Below are 16,297 nucleotides of genomic sequence, written 5' to 3'. Positions count from 1 at the left end.
ATGTTTAAGTTTTAACTGATTTCCCGTTCCCTGATCTTTACTGCCGGGTTGCCTTGATAGATGCCGTACGCGTCCATGTTTTTTGTAGCGATAGAACCGCTGGTCAATACCGCGTGCGATGCTACCGTCACGCCCGGATTTACCATAGCCCCGGCGCAGATCCACACGCCGTCTTCCAAAATTATGCCTTTGGTTATCAAATCAAAGGATGTTTTTTGGTAATTGTGGCTGCCCGTTAACAGCACAGCCCCCTGCGACAGGCAAACATGCGCGCCGATATGGATGGGCACTAAACTGTCTATCCATACATTTTCACCTATCCAACTTTCATCGCCTATATGCAGGTTCCATGGATATTTGATGTTTACGCAAGGCTTAATAGTTACATTTTTACCCACCTTGGCACTAAACAGCTTCAGCAAAAATGCTTTGAACGCATTTGAGGGTATAATGCTTGTTTTAAAGAATATGGCGTTACAGTAGTACCACAAAATTCGTTTTAAAAGGTTGCCGCCCGGATGATAAGGATAATTATTATAAGTTGAAAGGTCAGTTCTGAACATCAGCGCCGGTAAGCTTATCATTACGTTTAATCCAAATATACAGGCTAAACGCTATAATAATGTAAAGAAGTATGTTAAAAATGATATGGTGATCAACTATCCGGTTTGCCTTTTTCGACCAGAAGATAGCCAGCAAAACAAAACGAATCACGTTTAAAAATTCGATAACTAAAATGCCTGAAATGAGGAATACCAATTTTGACCGCAACGGAGACGGATAGGCCAGCACAAATGCCGAAAAGAAGCTGACCAGCCCTAAGCCGAGACAACTGTATACAATAGCCAGTGTCCCTTTACCCGCAACCAGTAACTCGGAATTGTTATCAATAGCTGCATAGCCCAACCACTTTAATATCATTACACTGCAATCTAATAAAACCTGCCTCAAAGCTGCAATATAGTTCAGATGTTCGGCTAAGAAAGCGTTATAATTCCCGCCGGGATTAGTAATACCGAAAAAGAAAATGTTAAAGCTATAAAATATGGCAAACAGCAATATAAACAACATCATGAACCGTATTGCCGGGTTATTTAAAAAAGCAGGTTGTTTCATTGTTTTTTGCTCTCCTTTCGTAACTCATAAATTTTGGCATCAATCAAAAACCTGAACCAAAAACCTTGTAAAAAATGAAATACCAGTCCGGTTTTTCCATCTAAAAACCCCAATTTTATAAAGTATCTTATGGTAAAGTAAATTACAGGCCTTACGAATAATGGAAACGACTCATATCGTTTTTTCATATACCGGCGGCGCTCCATCGGGTTACCAAATAACCGTGGATGTACCAGCTTACCATTATCGTCAATAACCGGGACGTTTTGCTGCTCAACAAGGTATTGCGCCTCCAGCGTTGCCCAATGATTATGCCGGGCAATGAAACTGGTAAGCGAATCGGTTATTACATCGATGATATCAGTTTTAAGTACCTGCGTTTTACCGGTAACTTTAAAATGCTGATCATACAATTTTTCTTCGCAATGACCGAAGCCGCGCCTGAACAGGTTGGCGTGGTATGTTGGATAGTGGCCGCCATGTTTGATCCATTTGCCCATAAATAGGGTACGCCTGCTGATCAGGAAGCCATTTGTTTCAGCATCTATGGACTTGGAGAAAATATCGTTAAGCTGGGCGGCAAGCTCTGGTGTTACCCGGTGATCAGCATCCAGGTTAAGTATCCAGGTACCTGTTAAAGGCAGGTTATCCAAAGCCCAGTTACGCTGGGTTGCATAATTTTCAAACGGATGGCTGAAGACGTTTTGCGTGTACCTTTGGCAAATAGCCAGTGTGGTATCCGTTGAACCTGAATCAACAATATAGATATTGGCTTTTAGCACCGCCGCGCTTTGCAGGCAGTCGCCAATGTTCTTTTCCTCGTTAAAAGTTAAGATAATAATATTCAGGCTCTCGCTCACTTGAGTTTGGCTTTAATGATCATGCTCATCCAAAAATAAGGGAACCTGCCGCAGCCCCTGAATGCTGTTACCTCAAATCCATGTTCATTGAGGATTTGTGTCAGCGTTTTAACCGACCAAAATTTGATATGCCCGCCCTGCCACAAAGGGCTGATATGATTATCCCATTTATTTAAAATACTCAAAAACAGGTTTTTTAAATAACCATGATAAGGCGTTGAGATGATGAGCTTACCTTTTGATTCGCTTAAAACATCCCGGCAAAGGCGTATAAACGCGTGGGGGTCGTACAAGTGCTCAATAACTTCAGTTGATATAATGGTATTAAACTGTATAGCTCTTAATGGCTCCGGTAACCCTTCAACCGAAAGATCATGAACGAAAAACCTGCCGGGATTTATTTTATCGGCAATGGCAATGCCTGGTTTGGATGCATCGATACCATAAGCGTTAAACCCTCTTGCCAATAAATAATTTACCAGGTGACCGTTGCCGCAGCCAAGGTCGAGAATGCTGGTGTTGTTATCCTCATTTAATAACGACATAAGTGGTTTCTCGAGCTCCTTAAATACATGGCAGGGGCTTGCATCGGGATAATCGTAATCTTTATAAGCGCTCATGCGGTGGTTATTTGCGGATCCACATTTTTATATTTTTTCATTAAGACAACTCTTTCAAAATCATATCGATCGGTTGCGTAATTCAAATCTCTTTTAAAATTTTAGAATTTAACAATGCCTTATGAATGAGCAGCATACTGATATAGCTCCAGAAGATGGTATTGAACAAGAATTCAAAACTGATGCCGCGCCACATGATCTGAAACAGGCCCGAAAATATAAGTGCTGTGCCTAATATATATCCCCCAAAAAGTTTTTCGGCTTTAACGGCTATTAGTTGTGCAAGGGCGCCGTAAGCGAAAAGGAAAATAAAGATCCCCCAATCACCTCCTGAAAGATACGCATCAACGATGTAGGCAGGTTTGGCTGATACGGAAGAGTTACGGTTAACCACCCCGGCATCATAAACGCGCTGCATGATCATGGCTTCGGTAATTGGTTTAGAGGGCCAGAAAATCCGCGGCACCAACGCAATAGCCGATTGTTTAACAATATCCAATCCATAAAAATCCACATTTTTAGGTGTCGACTGCACAAAGCGGGTAAACATATCGATTTCACTTAAGCGATATACTAAAAAATCCCAGTTAGTTTCGTCAACATCGCTGTTATCGCTATTTAGCGCTGCGTCAAGAGCCAGTTGTGAGGCTTCTCCGCTATCGGCATCTCCATTCCATGCATTGGCCCGGAAAATATGGTTATATGTTGGTAAAACCGTAAATAATAAAACAATGATAGGGACAAAGGTGATGGTTACTAATTTTTTGTAGGTAGGATACAGGAAGATCCCTAAAACCAGTACGCTGATAATAATAGGTTCTTTAAACCCTGATGTAAGCGCCTGATAAAAATTAAAGGCATATAGTAAAAGGCAGATGAGCGTATTGGCCCCTTTTTTTAGTGGTATGGCAAAGGCCAGCGCCAATGTACCGGCAATAAAGCTCAATGAGCTAAACTGGTAATAAAATTGGGAAAGGCCTGGTATCTTAAGAAATAACAGCGAAAGCGGAAAACTGATAATTGCCGACATCATGAGCAGATTTGCCAGCCTTTCGGTTTCGATATAGTATTTTTTAGTTACGGGATAGTTCATGAAAATAAGTATACCCATCACAAATGAAGCATGCCCAAGGCAGTAATAACGCTGGCATTGGGCAATTAAGCCCAGGGCATCTTTATCATTTAACGTATGAATAAATACATGCTTGAAATTTTCATAGCCGAGGGTATTCATAAAATAAAAAATGGATGTGCTGCACATGTACCCCGCAAAAATTATCTGGATGATAAATAAGGGCCTCATCAACTGTTCGGCCATGGGGCGGTCGTTGGGGATTGGACGTACCCAGCCGGTAAGTGTTATGATGAATATAAAAAATGAGCCACCCCATGCAATAAAATAGGATAACACACTATCACTTTTACATGCCAGTGCCAGCAGCCATGGTATAAACAACACAATATATCGTTCTATCGATTTGCTTTGCTGCATTTATTAATTATGTTATTGATCAATTGCCTTTTAGCTATTAGTCCGAAGTAATAAGTTATAAGTAAAAAAAGGTCAGAAACCAAACTTGTGAGTTAAGATTTATTACTATTGACTTAACACCAATTGTTCTATCGCTTCAACCTGTTTGACAAAGCTCCAACCTTCAATAATTTCCCTGGACTGTTGTCCCATCGTAAATAAAGCGGTTTTATCGTAGAGTAGCAATGTTTTTAGTTTGCTTTTTAGATCAACCCCGTCGGTCGCGTTAAAGATCAGTCCGTTTTCATAATCCTTTACCAAATCGGTGCCTGCGCCTACTTTGTTTGATATTAATATGGCCTTGCCACAGGCCATAGCTTCGTTTATGGCCAGCCCCCAGGTTTCACCGGGCCCTTTTGAAGGGAGGCAAAAAATGTCACATGCCTGATAAACCACTGGCATATAAAGCTGGTTTTGGAAATCAATAAAGTGGATGTTTTTATGCCAGCTTGCTTTATTTTTCAGTTCTATCTCCAAAATACCATTTCCTGCAAATAGCAGATGGGTGCCCGGCTGTGCTATGTCGATAAATACTTCAAGCAGCGACAGCGGGTTTTTCTTATGCTCAAACTTGCCTGCAAAAAGCAGGAGTTTTTCATCATCGGCTATTCCTAACTGTTTGCGCAGGGTAAGGGCTTCATTGGTCCTGTCTTCGGCAAAGCGATCATTATCCACAGTATGCGGTGCAAAAAATAACTGCGTCTCTTTTAAACCGCATTTTTTAAAATAAGCTTTATTGTTTGACCCGGCATATAGTGCATAATCAATATGGCGGTAAATCCGCTTTAAAAACTGGCTTCGCAATACGGATTTGATACCGCCTTTATCATCAAGTAAAGTTGAATCGCCCCGGAAAATAACAGGTACCCTGCCTTTAAAATATTTGAGGATTTTGAGATGGCTTTTGTAAAACCAGCCGTACACCATAATAACATCGGGCTGCCAGTTATTTATTTGACTGATAAGGTCAGGATTATCAATCCCTTTTGAATGGTGCGAGCCGGGATCGGCCGAAATGTTTTTTACCCACTCATAAGGATAACCCTCAAGGAGCGGAAGGTTCCAAGTGATAGTTTTACCAAAGCCTGGATCAAATTTTTGCAAACCGCCTTCGCCCCAGGTATAAAATACCATGACGTTTATTTTTTGCCGTTCATGCAGGAGCTTAAATACCGGTGCATAATACTGTATGGGGTGAGTGATAACTACAGCCAAATTTTTCATTCAGATAGTCTCGCCCATTATATTAAAACTTTTTGCATTTTGAAGGCGATGGTTTATCAGTTCAATGTCTCTGCAGTAAATAGTATTGTATGCACCAAAGGTATCTAACCCGGTTAAAACGCGTTTAAAAGGATCATAGGCAACAGCCCTAAAACCTTTTGACAGTAACAACTTGTGAATATCCTGATCGCTAAAACCGTACCTGCCGCCGCTACCGTTAAGCTCAATGATGATGGCTTTCAGCAGGGGCGAATCAAGGGTAGATCTCATTCCTTTAAGCACTTCGGTCTCAAATCCTTCCACGTCTATCTTGATAAGAGCGGGTTTGTATGTTTCCAATAATGAATCAATAGTGATTATAGGTACGATAACAGTGTTTTTGCCTTTCTCATCTTTAGTAATAACATGGTTTCCGGTATCTTCATCGGCCGAAAATCTGATCTCGCCCGCTGTTGCGCCGGCGCCGGCATTAATGAGCTTTACTTCGTCCTGCAAATAATTAAGCTCGATATTGCTGTTTAAAATATCAAAAGTTGCTTTAACAGGTTCAAGTGTAACACTATTAGCTTTGGCTATGCCGGAAGCCAACAGCGTATATGAACCTACATTCGCGCCAATGTCAAAAAAGATATCGTCCGGCTTTAAAAAATGAAGCAGAAAGGCCATATCATTAAATTCATGTAACCCCGTGTATATATTACCGGTAATACCGCTCAATCCCTTGGTTGCATAAAACTTAACATCACCAACAAAAGGTTTTATAATGAACTTCGACCTTGAAAGCCTTGACTGTACCTGCCACCAGGCAAACCGCCATAAGGCTTTTGCCGGATGTTTTTTTCCCAAAGGATGCCTTAAAATAAAGCCGACAGTTCGTTTAACGGCGTTCATAAATAATTTTATCAAATAACCGGCACTGCGCCAGTGTCATTTCATGTGCCGAATATTTTTCGATGGCTTCAGCATTATATTCAACAGTCTGGAAATTACCCTTAATTAATTGCTCAAAAAATATAAATAGGTTTTCGGAGGTAACGTCATCATAGTTGTAAATATGTTCTACACCGTACTGCTGCATAATAGGTATAGCAGAGCTTGCGGCATTAAATACGGCCAAAACAGGCCTTTTTGTGAGCAGGTATGGGAATATTTTTGAAGCTGTGTATTTAGGATCATCTGATCCAGGTATAAAAAGCGCGTCGGCCTGCTGCAGTGTGAGCAAGGCTTGATAGTAGCTGATGCGGTCGGTAATTTCAACAATATGTTCTTCCATATCATATTGTTTTGCCAGGGGAAGGATAGTAGCGATCCCTTGCCCGGCGGGGGCATAACTGGTACCGATGAAGTAGATTTTGATTTTGTCAAACCGATCTTTATTTGTATCCAAACCGGTTCTTAATGCGTCGAACACCGGGCTAATGGCCCTGTGAAGGTCCTTTCCGCCACGACCGATATATACCACATTGATAAAGCCATCGTCAAGCAACCCTGCAAAAAGCTTTTGGTTAGTTTTAGCTATTTGCAGGTCGGGTTCAAATGCTCCGAAGGTTATAGTAGCGGCCGGAAGCTTTTGAATTACCGGATAACGTAATTTGAGCTCATCAATGTAACCTGCAGATACACTGATAAGCCCGGACGCATTTTTTATGGCGATGGGCTCCAGGTATTTATTTAAATGGTAAACGAACCAATATTTTGGCGGCCGCTCGCTTTTAGGTTTGTTGATATAATAATCGGAATGCCAGGGATCCTGCATATCAATGACGTAGGGAACCCCAAATCGCTTTTTCCAGTATGCACCCAACGTACAAACCGGGAACTGTGTGGTTGAGAAATAAATAAGATCAAATTTGTTGTCCTTCAGCAGGCGGTTAACCGTTTTGCAGTAATGCCATAACGAGCGGATGGCAATACTGCCCAAACCAACTTTTGAAGTGAGTGCCTTGCGGAATGCTTTCACTTTGTGAACTTTAATCTCCGGAGGGAGACTTTGCAACAACAATTCGTCTTTTGCCAGGTCGGCATACTGGGCATCAATGGTTACCACTTCGGCATCCCAGCCGCAGGCTGCAAAATAAGGGAGGCTCATCCTCACACGCTGCATATCCGCGGCATTTACCGGCGGGAAGTATGGCGAAATAATGAGCAGCTTTTTATTCACTTTTTATACTTTTTGAACAAGACTTAAAAAGGTACGGCTTTCGGTTTCCCAGTTTAATGCTGTTTGGCCAAGCTGGTAGTTTTGTAAACGGGTTTGGTATAAAATATCCGGGTTTTGGAGGTAAAAGCTAATGCAATCCGTTAGTGATTGCAGGTTGCTTTTTTGGTATAGTTTTCCTGTATCCGGATATTGCTCCATAAATAAGGCTTGCGCCTGCGTATCGCTCACTATCATTGCCAGTCCACATTGTATGTAGGTAAAGATCTTATTGGTAAGGCAGATGTCCCTGTTTAAAGGAATGCCTGTTTCGGTGGCTATGCCAATATCAAACTGGCTCGCGAAATCGAAAATCTCGCCCGCTCCAATGGGCTCATGAAACCAAAGTTGATCATCACTTATTTTAAATTCTTTGGCGAGGTTCAACAATGCAGATCTGTAAGTTTCATTGCTACTGCCTAACAAGTGTAACCGAACATGGCCATTTGTAGCAGCTATCGCTTTAATTACATCTTCCAGTCCTCGTTCGGGGCCTACCGTTTGCGAAAACCAAAACAGTTTTAATGGTTCGTGAGCTTTATAATTAGGGCTGATTTGCAGCGCTGTTTTAGGAAACACGTTGTTTATTACAACAGGTTTTAAATAGCGGTATTCGCGTTGATAAAATTCTGCAATGAGCGGGCTGGCGGCAGTAAAATAATCAACATGGGGAAAGTATTTTTCTTCAATGTATTTATTGAGCTTGTAACCTTCATTGTGAGTTGATGCAAACTGTCCCGAATGCAAATCTTCCGCATCGTAACCAACTTTTACGTTGTAATGTTTTGCTGCCTGTGTGGCTGTGGGCAAGGCGCCGAGGTTATGGGCGATATAAAGATCTGTTTTTATTTTTTTAGCTATAGACAACGCTTCGGTATGTGTGCGGCTGATAGCGTTCTCAGGTATATCGAAATGCCGCGTATATTTAAACAGCAGCGTACTCAACTTTTGGCGAATGCGGGTTTTAAGGTAAGTTGCTTTTTGTATCACCGGATCACCACCGCAATAAATGTACAGGCCAGGATATTTGCCTGTTAAAGCTTCATCGGTTTTTTGGGCCCATTGCTGGTAAAAACAGCAGATCACTTTAACATTATAACCAAGCTTGTGCAAAGTTTCGGCTTCCTTCACGAGGCGAGGGTTAGTAGTTGGCTGGCCGGTAGTTATAAAAGTAACGTTCTTCAATCTTTGTCCCGTGCCAGTTGGTATAATTCTTCGTATTGTTTGGCCAGCACACCGGCACTAAATTTTTGTTCCGCTACCTTCCGGCAGCTGGCCCTGCTGATTGAGCCAATACTGTTAATCGCCGTTATCATGTCGGCTTCTGTGGCGCATACAAAGCCATTTGACCCGTTAATGACTATCTCCGGTATTGCGCCGCGATTAAAACCGATAACGGGTGTACCGCAGGCCAGTGCTTCGGCCATTACAATACCAAAGGGCTCATCCCAGGTTACTGGCATCAGGAAAGCTTTTGAGTTACGAAGCAAGTCATTTTTCTGACGGTTATTGACCGGGCCTATGTACTTGATCTGCTTGCCATCAATATGAGGTTTTACCTGTTCATTAAAATATTGCTGGTGTATTGACTCATTGGGTACATTACCTGCTATTACCAATTTTTGATTGGTTTTTTTTGCTGCCTGTATGGCAATGGCGGTTCCTTTTTCCTGTTGAATGCGGCCTAAAAAAGTAAGAGGGGCGTCATCGGCGACATTAGCGTTGAAATGATAATCGTTAATATCAACACCGTTATAAATAGTAGTTACATCAGCAAAAGCATTGATTTGATTGGCTATGTAATTGCTGCATGCCGTAAACCGCAACGAGCTTTTATGAGCGATGCTTACTGCTTTTTTTACCTGCGATACGGTAGGGGGCAACTGGTAAGATACGATTTTTGGAATACGGCTTAGCATCAACAAAGCAATATTGCTCATACGACCGAAGGTATGTACAATATCAAAATGCTGAAAAGCAATTTTTGACGTAAGCCGGTTAATTTTCACCAGATCTTTAACGCCATAATTTGCCGATTCATGGTAGCTAATGAGTTTACAGCCCGGCTGCGAATGTTCATTGGCATACAGGGTAATATCGTGGCCTTTTTTTTTAAGTTCCTGGATCAGCATAAAAGCAATGCGTTCGATGCCGCCGTATTGCTCGGGAGGCACCGGGATCAGCGGGTTTACTATAATGGCTATTTTCAATTTTGTGCGTGTTGCTCAGCTTCCCGGTATCTTAACCCGGTTTGTCTGAGGAGGAACTGGTAAGTGTCCGAGTGCAATGCAATGTATTGTTTGATGTAATTTAATTGACGGCCGTTGCCAAGTAGCCATTTTCCAAACAGCAGCCAGTCGGCAATGGTAAAGTATTTGTATATTCGATTGTCCTTCAGGATAAAGATATTGGCAAGGAAAAATGTAGCCGTAGGGACTGGTCTTTGCAGCCGGTGGTATGCAAGACTTTCCTTCATGGTTTTCGTTTTGTCTGGAGAGGCCGTAATGAAGCTTGCCAGCAGCATGACCTGTGTAGCTATCCAGCTATACCGATCGTTATCGCGCGCCGTAGCCAGGGTAACAGCAAAATTGGCTAATGGTTTACCATGAAGGTAAATCGGATGCTCAAAAGAACGCTCCCTGATCAGTTCGACTGCATTAAATAGTATAGACTGCGGCACTAAGTATGCTGATGCATGCTCCCCGCGGTACAACATAGCTCCGTTCGAGTGTAAAGCACTTATGGCTTGCCTGTGTTGTGGCCACCAAAAGTATTGAGATTGCCCGTCAGGCCAGATAGTTTTATGTGTATTTGTCCAAAGGTTACCCGGTTCTTCATGCCAAAGTACCATGTTGCACCATGAAACTTTTATGTTAGCATCGTTATCCATAACCGCCGTCATCTCTTTCAAAAAGTCGGGCTCCCACCAGTTGTCGTCTTCCAGGATACTGACGTATGGCTCATCGCAACCGGCAAAAGCGAGGTTAAAGCTAGCGACAGCTCCAAGGTTCTTAGCGTGGTTTTTCATGATAAACCGATGGTCATTTAATGACGAAATAAACGCCGCAGGGAAAGGATCCTCGGGGCAATCATTGTGTACTTCGCAGACCCAACCGGTAACAGTTTGGTTAAGCAGGCTTTTTACAGCGCGCGTCAACAGGTGGTTCCTTTTATAAGTAAATAAGTAAATGCGGCAACGCGTCATTATTGGGGTGCGTCTGATAGCAGCAATTTTAATTTTTTCACGATTTTCCAGCCGATAATTTTTTGAAGTAAGCGGGTGTAACCGCCTGCCGGAAATGTTGAAGTTGTGCCGCCAAGGTCTTTTATCTTGTGTTCCGCCCCTTTAATAAGTGTTTTATGGAAGGGGTAAAAAGAGTATATAAAGTTTTGAAAACAGGAAGCGCATGCCTTTTTAACGCGGGTGCTGGGTTCAAAAGCCAGCATGTGTGAAGTGCCCATATCGATGGAATCATAGGCGGATTGGGCGCCTTTTGTCGATTTTAATGACGACAAGGAGCTTTGCAGCCCGCTTCTATAATAGAGCAGCGAATTTTCGGCGAAACGAATTTCGCTGGCATTGAGCAAAACCCTGATGATAAATTCAAAATCATTGATCAGGCTCAGGCGCTCATCCCACAATCCTGATTTTTCAAGCACAGCTCTCGGAATTAACCACAGAGCGCATTGCATCATGGCTTGTTTGCCATCCATGGATGACACCAGCCAGTCAATGGGTTTACAATCTTCCCTGATGAGGTCTTCATTTATTTTAAAGGTGCTAATGTCATCGTGATAAAAACGGCCCCAGGCGGCTGAGGCTACTACATCATCGTTATCTCCAATCCGTTTAACCTGTTCGGCAATATAACTGGGCGAGATAACATCATCGGCATCCATAAATTTAATAAGCCGGCCGCTTGAAAGACCAAAGGCCTTGTTTGCTGCAACGCACTGCCCGCTGTTTTCCTGCTGATAAACGCTGATGCGTGGATCGGTAAACTGATCAAGTACAGCGGCTGTATCATCAGTAGAGCCATCGTTAACAATGATCAGCTCCCAGCTGGTATACGATTGGTTGAGCACCGAACCAACGGCTTCTGCAATATATTTGCCTGCATTATAGACGGGCATGCAAACGGAAACTATCGGATTACTTGTCTCCACTCGGTAGTAAAATAAGGCAGTTTAGCCTTGAAGATATAATGACGAACAATATCAGACGAATTTGTTTTTTCGTTTTTATCGGCGTAAAGTATCCGGTACGGCTGGTTTAAAGGCTTCCCCTCCAGCCAGGATATAATTATTGCGTTTAATGTTTGCTCAAACATGGGGGGGTGAACATTCTGTACATTTTTCATAAGGTATGCACAGGTACGTTCAACAAAATGCCAATCTATTTTTGATGAATTGTAGGCAAGAATGCCACTGTTGATCTTTTTGCACATGGAAATGTTCAGGTCCTTGCTGATAACATCCTCTGGTAAAACATAATAAGAAGCAGGTATGGTATCCTGCATAAAGTAGTTTTCATTATTTCTGTAAGCGTCGATCAGTTCTTTCGGCTCATTAAAAAACAGCATATCGCTATCCAACTGTATGATATAACGATTGTTGGTGCGCATATCTACCAGTTTCCTGAAAAATGCATTCTCTTCGCGTAAGGCCCTTAGCAGCGGAAAATCCTTTTCAGGCAATACTTCGTCAATTTGTGTGCTTAGGTCTTTAGTGCTAATGATATTGACATTAGGGAGCGCCTTGATGATAAATCCGCTTAGTTCCGGGCTTAAAGTGCCGTCTGAATAAACATTGATGCGTACATGGCCTTTCAATAACCTGGCAAGGGAATAGGCGCAAAAAATAGTTTGGTGCCAGTATTTAGCACCTGTAAGATAACTTACCTCCAATTTATAATCCGAAGATAATGTTACCGGGGATAACTTCAGCGCTGCTTTTTTCATTTGCTGCTCGCCCCGCTGCATGTTCAGCCAACCCTTTAGCCCAAAATGACTGATATGATACCTTATAGAAAAGGTTGGTTTAAAAAAATACTTGTATGCTATTTTACCTAATGACACGGGCTATAAAAAATGTTTCCAGGCTTGTTTAAAATAACCTTCTTTTGAAAGGTCGACATAGTGATGAAGAATGCCTGTTTTGTTTTTTATCTGATCCGGGCCGGGGTTAACAATATAATCTCCGGCTTTTAAAACAGCAGCATCAGTGTCGGCTATCATCATGGCCGATAACGCCTGCTCTAAATAATAAGAAGTTCCTTCCTGCTCCTCCAGTGTTTTAACCCAGTTTTCCAGCTTGTCCCAATCAATAGCTTCGCTTTTTAAACCGATAGCCCCCACATTAAGCAACGGTTTTACAGGTGCTCCGGTCAGTTGTTCCATTAATTGCCGAGAATATCCATAAGCTTCTGTACAATCAATCATGTGCAAAGGTTGTTGCGGGGCGCAAAGCCAGGTGATTATCTCCCTGGGTTCGTGCCAAAAAAGCATGTCCGAATCCAGTACCAGTTTCCAGTCATCGCCTGGGATGGTGTGCACATCTGTTAGTTTTTTAATGTGAGGATATACTGCTCTTTTTTTATGCAGGTACGGATAACGTGCTTCGGGCAATGTGTTTTGCAGGTTTTCACCGATTTGCTTCACTGTAATTACCTGTGCGCCGGGCAGCTGTTTTGCTACCCTTTCCATCAGCGCAGCGTTAAAGCTGCCGTCATCAACCAATACGAATTTAAATTGCGCAGCAGTTGACTTAATTAACGATTGGATGCAGTAAAGCGTTTGGTACAGGTAGTTTTTACCTGTTAAAAAGTAAATCGGCAACCCATTAGTATGTGAAACTACCGGGGGCAACTCAAGCGAACGCTGTTCCATCTCCCTACGCCCGTTCATTATGTTTCGGTAATTGAAATAGCCACCAAAGCGCCTGAATTTTTGTAATTGTGAACGCGGATTGCGATATAAAAAATTAATGACTTGTTGTAACAAGGAAATCTATAAATTAAATAACGAGTCGCGCCAGAATAAATGTCGGACGTTTGCAGTATAATGCCTGCCCACGATGCCTTTTTTTTTCATAGGCTTAATCTGTTGGCTATCCTGGTGATCGTTTTTTATAATCTTTGTTGTCCAGGGTATTCCAATTGATGAACTTGCTATATGAGCAAAAATAGTTTGTTCGGTAAAATAATGCACATAGTTACTTACGTGAAACAATAATTCCTCCAGCCGAAAGTCTTCGTAAATTCTGGGTCCATAAATAATTAATAAGCCCGAACTGAAGGTATAAGTATTATAGAGGTTATTACCGTAGAAATTCAAAACGCGGTCATCATAAGTTGAGTGTCCCTCCTGGCTTCCGCCGCAAACAAACCCGTTATGTTGGGGAATATATTTTTTAAAATCCTTGTAAAAAAGTATGTCACTGTCTATCCATATTACAGGTTGGATCTCGGCCTGGTGAAGTATCACAGCCAATTTTTTGCCAAGCACATGGCCCTCGGCATAGTTTAAAAGATTGATCCTGTTTTTGCCCTGATGATATACCGCGCTTTGTTGCCAGTGGTTAACAATAAGCTCACCCGGCCAAAACTTAAATTTACTTTTGATTTCTTCCGGAGATAACGATCCGTCGGATGCGATGATCAGTTTAGGAATCTCTTCCCAATATTTTGCAATAGAATATACGGCCAGGCGCGTCATATCTATGATGCTTTTGCCTGTCATCATAAGTACAGTATAAGCCGATGATGCTTTGGGCTGCCCTACAACAAGGGGCTTATATTTAAGTAAGCTCCTGTAAAGTAATGGTAAGCGATAAGCCAGTGAATTGCTTATTTTATTGAGCATGGTTGTTCTTTATAAGGCCGTCATATATACCGCAGGCGCCCTGCCATTTTATATATGCCGCAGCGTTTTTCCATGCTTTGTAGGTAAACCAGGCTTTAGCTTTCCGTAATGTAGCGCCCGATTTTGTGATTTGTTGCCATGGGTTTATACCGTGGCTTTGCAGTAGCTGCACCCACGATTTATTGGTATTGTTAAGCAAACGTGCGAGGTAACCTGCGTGCATGCGTTGAGCAGGAATAATATGTTGTAGTATGAGCTGAGGGAAATAACCAACCTGCCAGCCGCCTTTAAGGATCTCGAGCACAATATCGTTATCGCCGCCGGAGCTTAAGGAGTTACCCAACCTATCGCTGATGTTGTTTTTGCCCTGTGTTATTTTTTCCAAATAGGATGATAGCGCTTCGCGTTTTATAGCCATCCCTGCACCTATGGGCGCAGCTGTTGGATATTGATTATTCCATGCCGCTGTTAAGGGGGTATCGCCAAGGTCGCGCAGGGCCAGGCTTCCGTAAAACTCCCACAGCCATTCGGGAGGGTTAGTTTCAAACAATGGGATTGATTTACCACCTATAGCGCCCAATTTGGGATTTTGGCCAAATATACTAAGGGCTTTTTCAAGATAGCCGTCTTCAATCATATTATCATCATCAACCATTACTATAATATCGCCCGTTGATTCATTGAAACCCTTAAGCCGGGCATAGGTTAAACCTTGCTTTGTTTCATCTATAATTTGAACGGCAGGGTGCCAGCTTAAATTAAGCTGCTGCCGGAAATTGTTAGATGAATTATTGTCGATAATGATTAACTCCCATTGGTTGGCAGGCAGTGATTGGCTTTTTAAGGCCGAAAGCGTTTGCTGTAATCTTGCTGTATCCGGGTTATAAGTAGGGATGATTACGCTTAATTTAGCCATTATATAAGATATCGGCAGGTAAAGGTTCGTTAATTAAAGCCAACTGTTCTATTACAGCCGCCTCAACTGTGCCAGGTAAAATCATTTGCATGCACTTTTTATCGTAACGGCAGGTATTATGTAACCAGCATGGTGAGCATTCAACCGCAGAATATACATTTTTAAAACTGATATACCCCGATTGGTCTGGCCTTTCACGCCCACCATATATGATTACCGACCGGCAGTCGACTGCGCGTGCCAAATGCATCATAAACCCTACATGCGATACCAAAAGGGCTGCATTACTTAATATGGCTGCTGTTTGCCGGATAGTAGTTTTCCCGCGCAGATCGATAACGTTTTTCAGCGGCGCATCTGTTTGAGAGCCTAACTGGATGAATTTGTGGGTTTGGCAAAGCAGATCAACAACCTGTTGATATTTTTTAATGTCCCATTCTTTATTACCCATCGGGAACAATGCTGCTGAGCCGGATGTTGTTATTACGATATGGTTTTTTGCCCATTGCGCGGCTTTCAGCTCATTAGCAGTTAAAATTAAAACGGGCTTAAGATCTATTTTACCTTTAAGCTGTAAATCATCGGCCATTTTTAAAATGATATGCTTTTCGGGTATTTCGTCGCCGTCGGTTTCGGGATGATAAACTGTGTATTTTGGAAAAACAGTTTTTACGTTGAAGGCTTTAAGAAGCATAACCGATAATAATGCCCCAAAAGGTAAAATAAGTTTGATATTCGGATTATGCTCAAAGAGTTGTTGTTGGTTACTTTTTACCCAAATATTTTTATGTCTGCGCCCGTAGAGCTCCCGGCTTAATACAGTGAGCAGCAGATTATCGCCCAGCGATTCGCCAAAAGCAATGATATAGGATGGTATACCGTATTTATAAAAGTAAAACAGCGTTGATTTTATAGTTTTAATTCGGTTTTTCAAAATATTGCTTTGAGGCTTCCAACAGCTAAGCGTATT

At 42.2% G+C, this 16,297-nt stretch carries 17 protein-coding genes; all 17 read right to left on the bottom strand.

The annotated features are described in order from the left end of the window. Positions 1–11: 11 nt before the first annotated feature. Complete coding sequence (locus ACEN82_RS21095; RefSeq protein ID WP_354486893.1) at positions 12–584, bottom strand: putative colanic acid biosynthesis acetyltransferase; 573 nt, start codon at positions 582–584, stop codon at positions 12–14. Further along, complete coding sequence (xrtY, locus tag ACEN82_RS21090; RefSeq protein WP_413321042.1) at positions 550–1,116, bottom strand: exosortase Y; 567 nt, start codon at positions 1,114–1,116, stop codon at positions 550–552. Before xrtY ends, ACEN82_RS21095 begins: the two co-directional genes overlap by 35 nt. Further along, positions 1,113–1,976 carry a glycosyltransferase family 2 protein gene (locus ACEN82_RS21085; RefSeq protein ID WP_413321041.1) on the bottom strand — a complete coding sequence of 288 codons (864 nt, stop codon included), beginning with the start codon at positions 1,974–1,976 and terminating at the stop codon, positions 1,113–1,115. The genes xrtY and ACEN82_RS21085 overlap by 4 nt, the downstream gene beginning before the upstream one ends. Continuing rightward, positions 1,973–2,596: a class I SAM-dependent methyltransferase gene (locus ACEN82_RS21080; protein ID WP_413321040.1), complete on the bottom strand. Its 624-nt coding sequence runs from the start codon at positions 2,594–2,596 to the stop codon at positions 1,973–1,975. Before ACEN82_RS21080 ends, ACEN82_RS21085 begins: the two co-directional genes overlap by 4 nt. A gap of 82 nt (positions 2,597–2,678) precedes the next feature. Continuing rightward, a complete protein-coding gene (locus ACEN82_RS21075; RefSeq protein ID WP_413321039.1) occupies positions 2,679–4,088 on the bottom strand; it encodes an exosortase Y-associated Wzy-like protein in 1,410 nt (469 codons plus the stop codon). A 105-nt stretch (positions 4,089–4,193) separates the two neighbouring features. After that, the gene (locus ACEN82_RS21070; RefSeq protein WP_413321038.1) at positions 4,194–5,351 is read right to left on the bottom strand and encodes a glycosyltransferase family 4 protein; all 1,158 of its coding nucleotides are present in this window, start codon (positions 5,349–5,351) and stop codon (positions 4,194–4,196) included. Continuing rightward, complete coding sequence (locus ACEN82_RS21065) at positions 5,352–6,242, bottom strand: FkbM family methyltransferase (RefSeq protein ID WP_495644013.1); 891 nt, start codon at positions 6,240–6,242, stop codon at positions 5,352–5,354. It abuts the gene before it with no gap. Continuing rightward, complete coding sequence (locus ACEN82_RS21060; protein ID WP_413321036.1) at positions 6,229–7,512, bottom strand: glycosyltransferase; 1,284 nt, start codon at positions 7,510–7,512, stop codon at positions 6,229–6,231. The genes ACEN82_RS21065 and ACEN82_RS21060 overlap by 14 nt, the downstream gene beginning before the upstream one ends. Before the next feature lie 3 nt (positions 7,513–7,515). Then, the gene (locus ACEN82_RS21055; RefSeq protein ID WP_413321035.1) at positions 7,516–8,733 is read right to left on the bottom strand and encodes a glycosyltransferase family protein; all 1,218 of its coding nucleotides are present in this window, start codon (positions 8,731–8,733) and stop codon (positions 7,516–7,518) included. Next, complete coding sequence (locus ACEN82_RS21050) at positions 8,730–9,758, bottom strand: glycosyltransferase family 4 protein (protein WP_413321034.1); 1,029 nt, start codon at positions 9,756–9,758, stop codon at positions 8,730–8,732. Before ACEN82_RS21050 ends, ACEN82_RS21055 begins: the two co-directional genes overlap by 4 nt. Further along, complete coding sequence (locus tag ACEN82_RS21045; protein WP_090530021.1) at positions 9,755–10,753, bottom strand: glycosyltransferase; 999 nt, start codon at positions 10,751–10,753, stop codon at positions 9,755–9,757. The genes ACEN82_RS21050 and ACEN82_RS21045 overlap by 4 nt, the downstream gene beginning before the upstream one ends. After that, positions 10,753–11,682 carry a glycosyltransferase family 2 protein gene (locus ACEN82_RS21040; protein ID WP_495644012.1) on the bottom strand — a complete coding sequence of 310 codons (930 nt, stop codon included), beginning with the start codon at positions 11,680–11,682 and terminating at the stop codon, positions 10,753–10,755. Before ACEN82_RS21040 ends, ACEN82_RS21045 begins: the two co-directional genes overlap by 1 nt. 11 nt (positions 11,683–11,693) lie before the next feature. Beyond that, on the bottom strand, positions 11,694–12,509 hold the full coding sequence (locus ACEN82_RS21035; RefSeq protein ID WP_413321032.1) for a hypothetical protein: 816 nt from the start codon (positions 12,507–12,509) through the stop codon (positions 11,694–11,696). A gap of 120 nt (positions 12,510–12,629) precedes the next feature. After that, a complete protein-coding gene (locus tag ACEN82_RS21030; protein ID WP_413321031.1) occupies positions 12,630–13,454 on the bottom strand; it encodes a hypothetical protein in 825 nt (274 codons plus the stop codon). Positions 13,455–13,556: 102 nt separating this feature from the next. Next, entirely contained in the window at positions 13,557–14,411 is an 855-nt protein-coding gene (locus ACEN82_RS21025; RefSeq protein WP_413321030.1) for a hypothetical protein, read from the bottom strand. Continuing rightward, positions 14,401–15,327, bottom strand: coding sequence for a glycosyltransferase (locus ACEN82_RS21020; RefSeq protein WP_413321029.1), 927 nt, complete (start codon positions 15,325–15,327; stop codon positions 14,401–14,403). The genes ACEN82_RS21025 and ACEN82_RS21020 overlap by 11 nt, the downstream gene beginning before the upstream one ends. Further along, on the bottom strand, positions 15,320–16,261 hold the full coding sequence (locus tag ACEN82_RS21015; protein ID WP_413321028.1) for a glycosyltransferase family 9 protein: 942 nt from the start codon (positions 16,259–16,261) through the stop codon (positions 15,320–15,322). The genes ACEN82_RS21020 and ACEN82_RS21015 overlap by 8 nt, the downstream gene beginning before the upstream one ends. Positions 16,262–16,297 lie beyond the last annotated feature (36 nt).

The organism is Mucilaginibacter sp. Mucisp73 (genome assembly GCF_059491465.1).
The sequence above is the reverse complement of the archived record's forward strand: the minus strand, read 5'-3'. Positions and strand labels throughout refer to the sequence as shown.

Coding starts and splice junctions, on each gene's coding strand:
- ACEN82_RS21095 (WP_354486893.1), bottom strand. CDS start 584: ATGATAAGCTTACCGGCGCTGATGTTCAGAACTGACCTTTCAACTTAT.
- ACEN82_RS21065 (WP_495644013.1), bottom strand. CDS start 6,242: ATGAACGCCGTTAAACGAACTGTCGGCTTTATTTTAAGGCATCCTTTG.
- ACEN82_RS21080 (WP_413321040.1), bottom strand. CDS start 2,596: ATGAGCGCTTATAAAGATTACGATTATCCCGATGCAAGCCCCTGCCAT.
- ACEN82_RS21075 (WP_413321039.1), bottom strand. CDS start 4,088: ATGCAGCAAAGCAAATCGATAGAACGATATATTGTGTTGTTTATACCA.
- ACEN82_RS21035 (WP_413321032.1), bottom strand. CDS start 12,509: ATGAAAAAAGCAGCGCTGAAGTTATCCCCGGTAACATTATCTTCGGAT.
- ACEN82_RS21070 (WP_413321038.1), bottom strand. CDS start 5,351: ATGAAAAATTTGGCTGTAGTTATCACTCACCCCATACAGTATTATGCA.
- xrtY (WP_413321042.1), bottom strand. CDS start 1,116: ATGAAACAACCTGCTTTTTTAAATAACCCGGCAATACGGTTCATGATG.
- ACEN82_RS21030 (WP_413321031.1), bottom strand. CDS start 13,454: ATGAACGGGCGTAGGGAGATGGAACAGCGTTCGCTTGAGTTGCCCCCG.
- ACEN82_RS21020 (WP_413321029.1), bottom strand. CDS start 15,327: ATGGCTAAATTAAGCGTAATCATCCCTACTTATAACCCGGATACAGCA.
- ACEN82_RS21025 (WP_413321030.1), bottom strand. CDS start 14,411: ATGCTCAATAAAATAAGCAATTCACTGGCTTATCGCTTACCATTACTT.
- ACEN82_RS21040 (WP_495644012.1), bottom strand. CDS start 11,682: ATGCCCGTCTATAATGCAGGCAAATATATTGCAGAAGCCGTTGGTTCG.
- ACEN82_RS21045 (WP_090530021.1), bottom strand. CDS start 10,753: ATGACGCGTTGCCGCATTTACTTATTTACTTATAAAAGGAACCACCTG.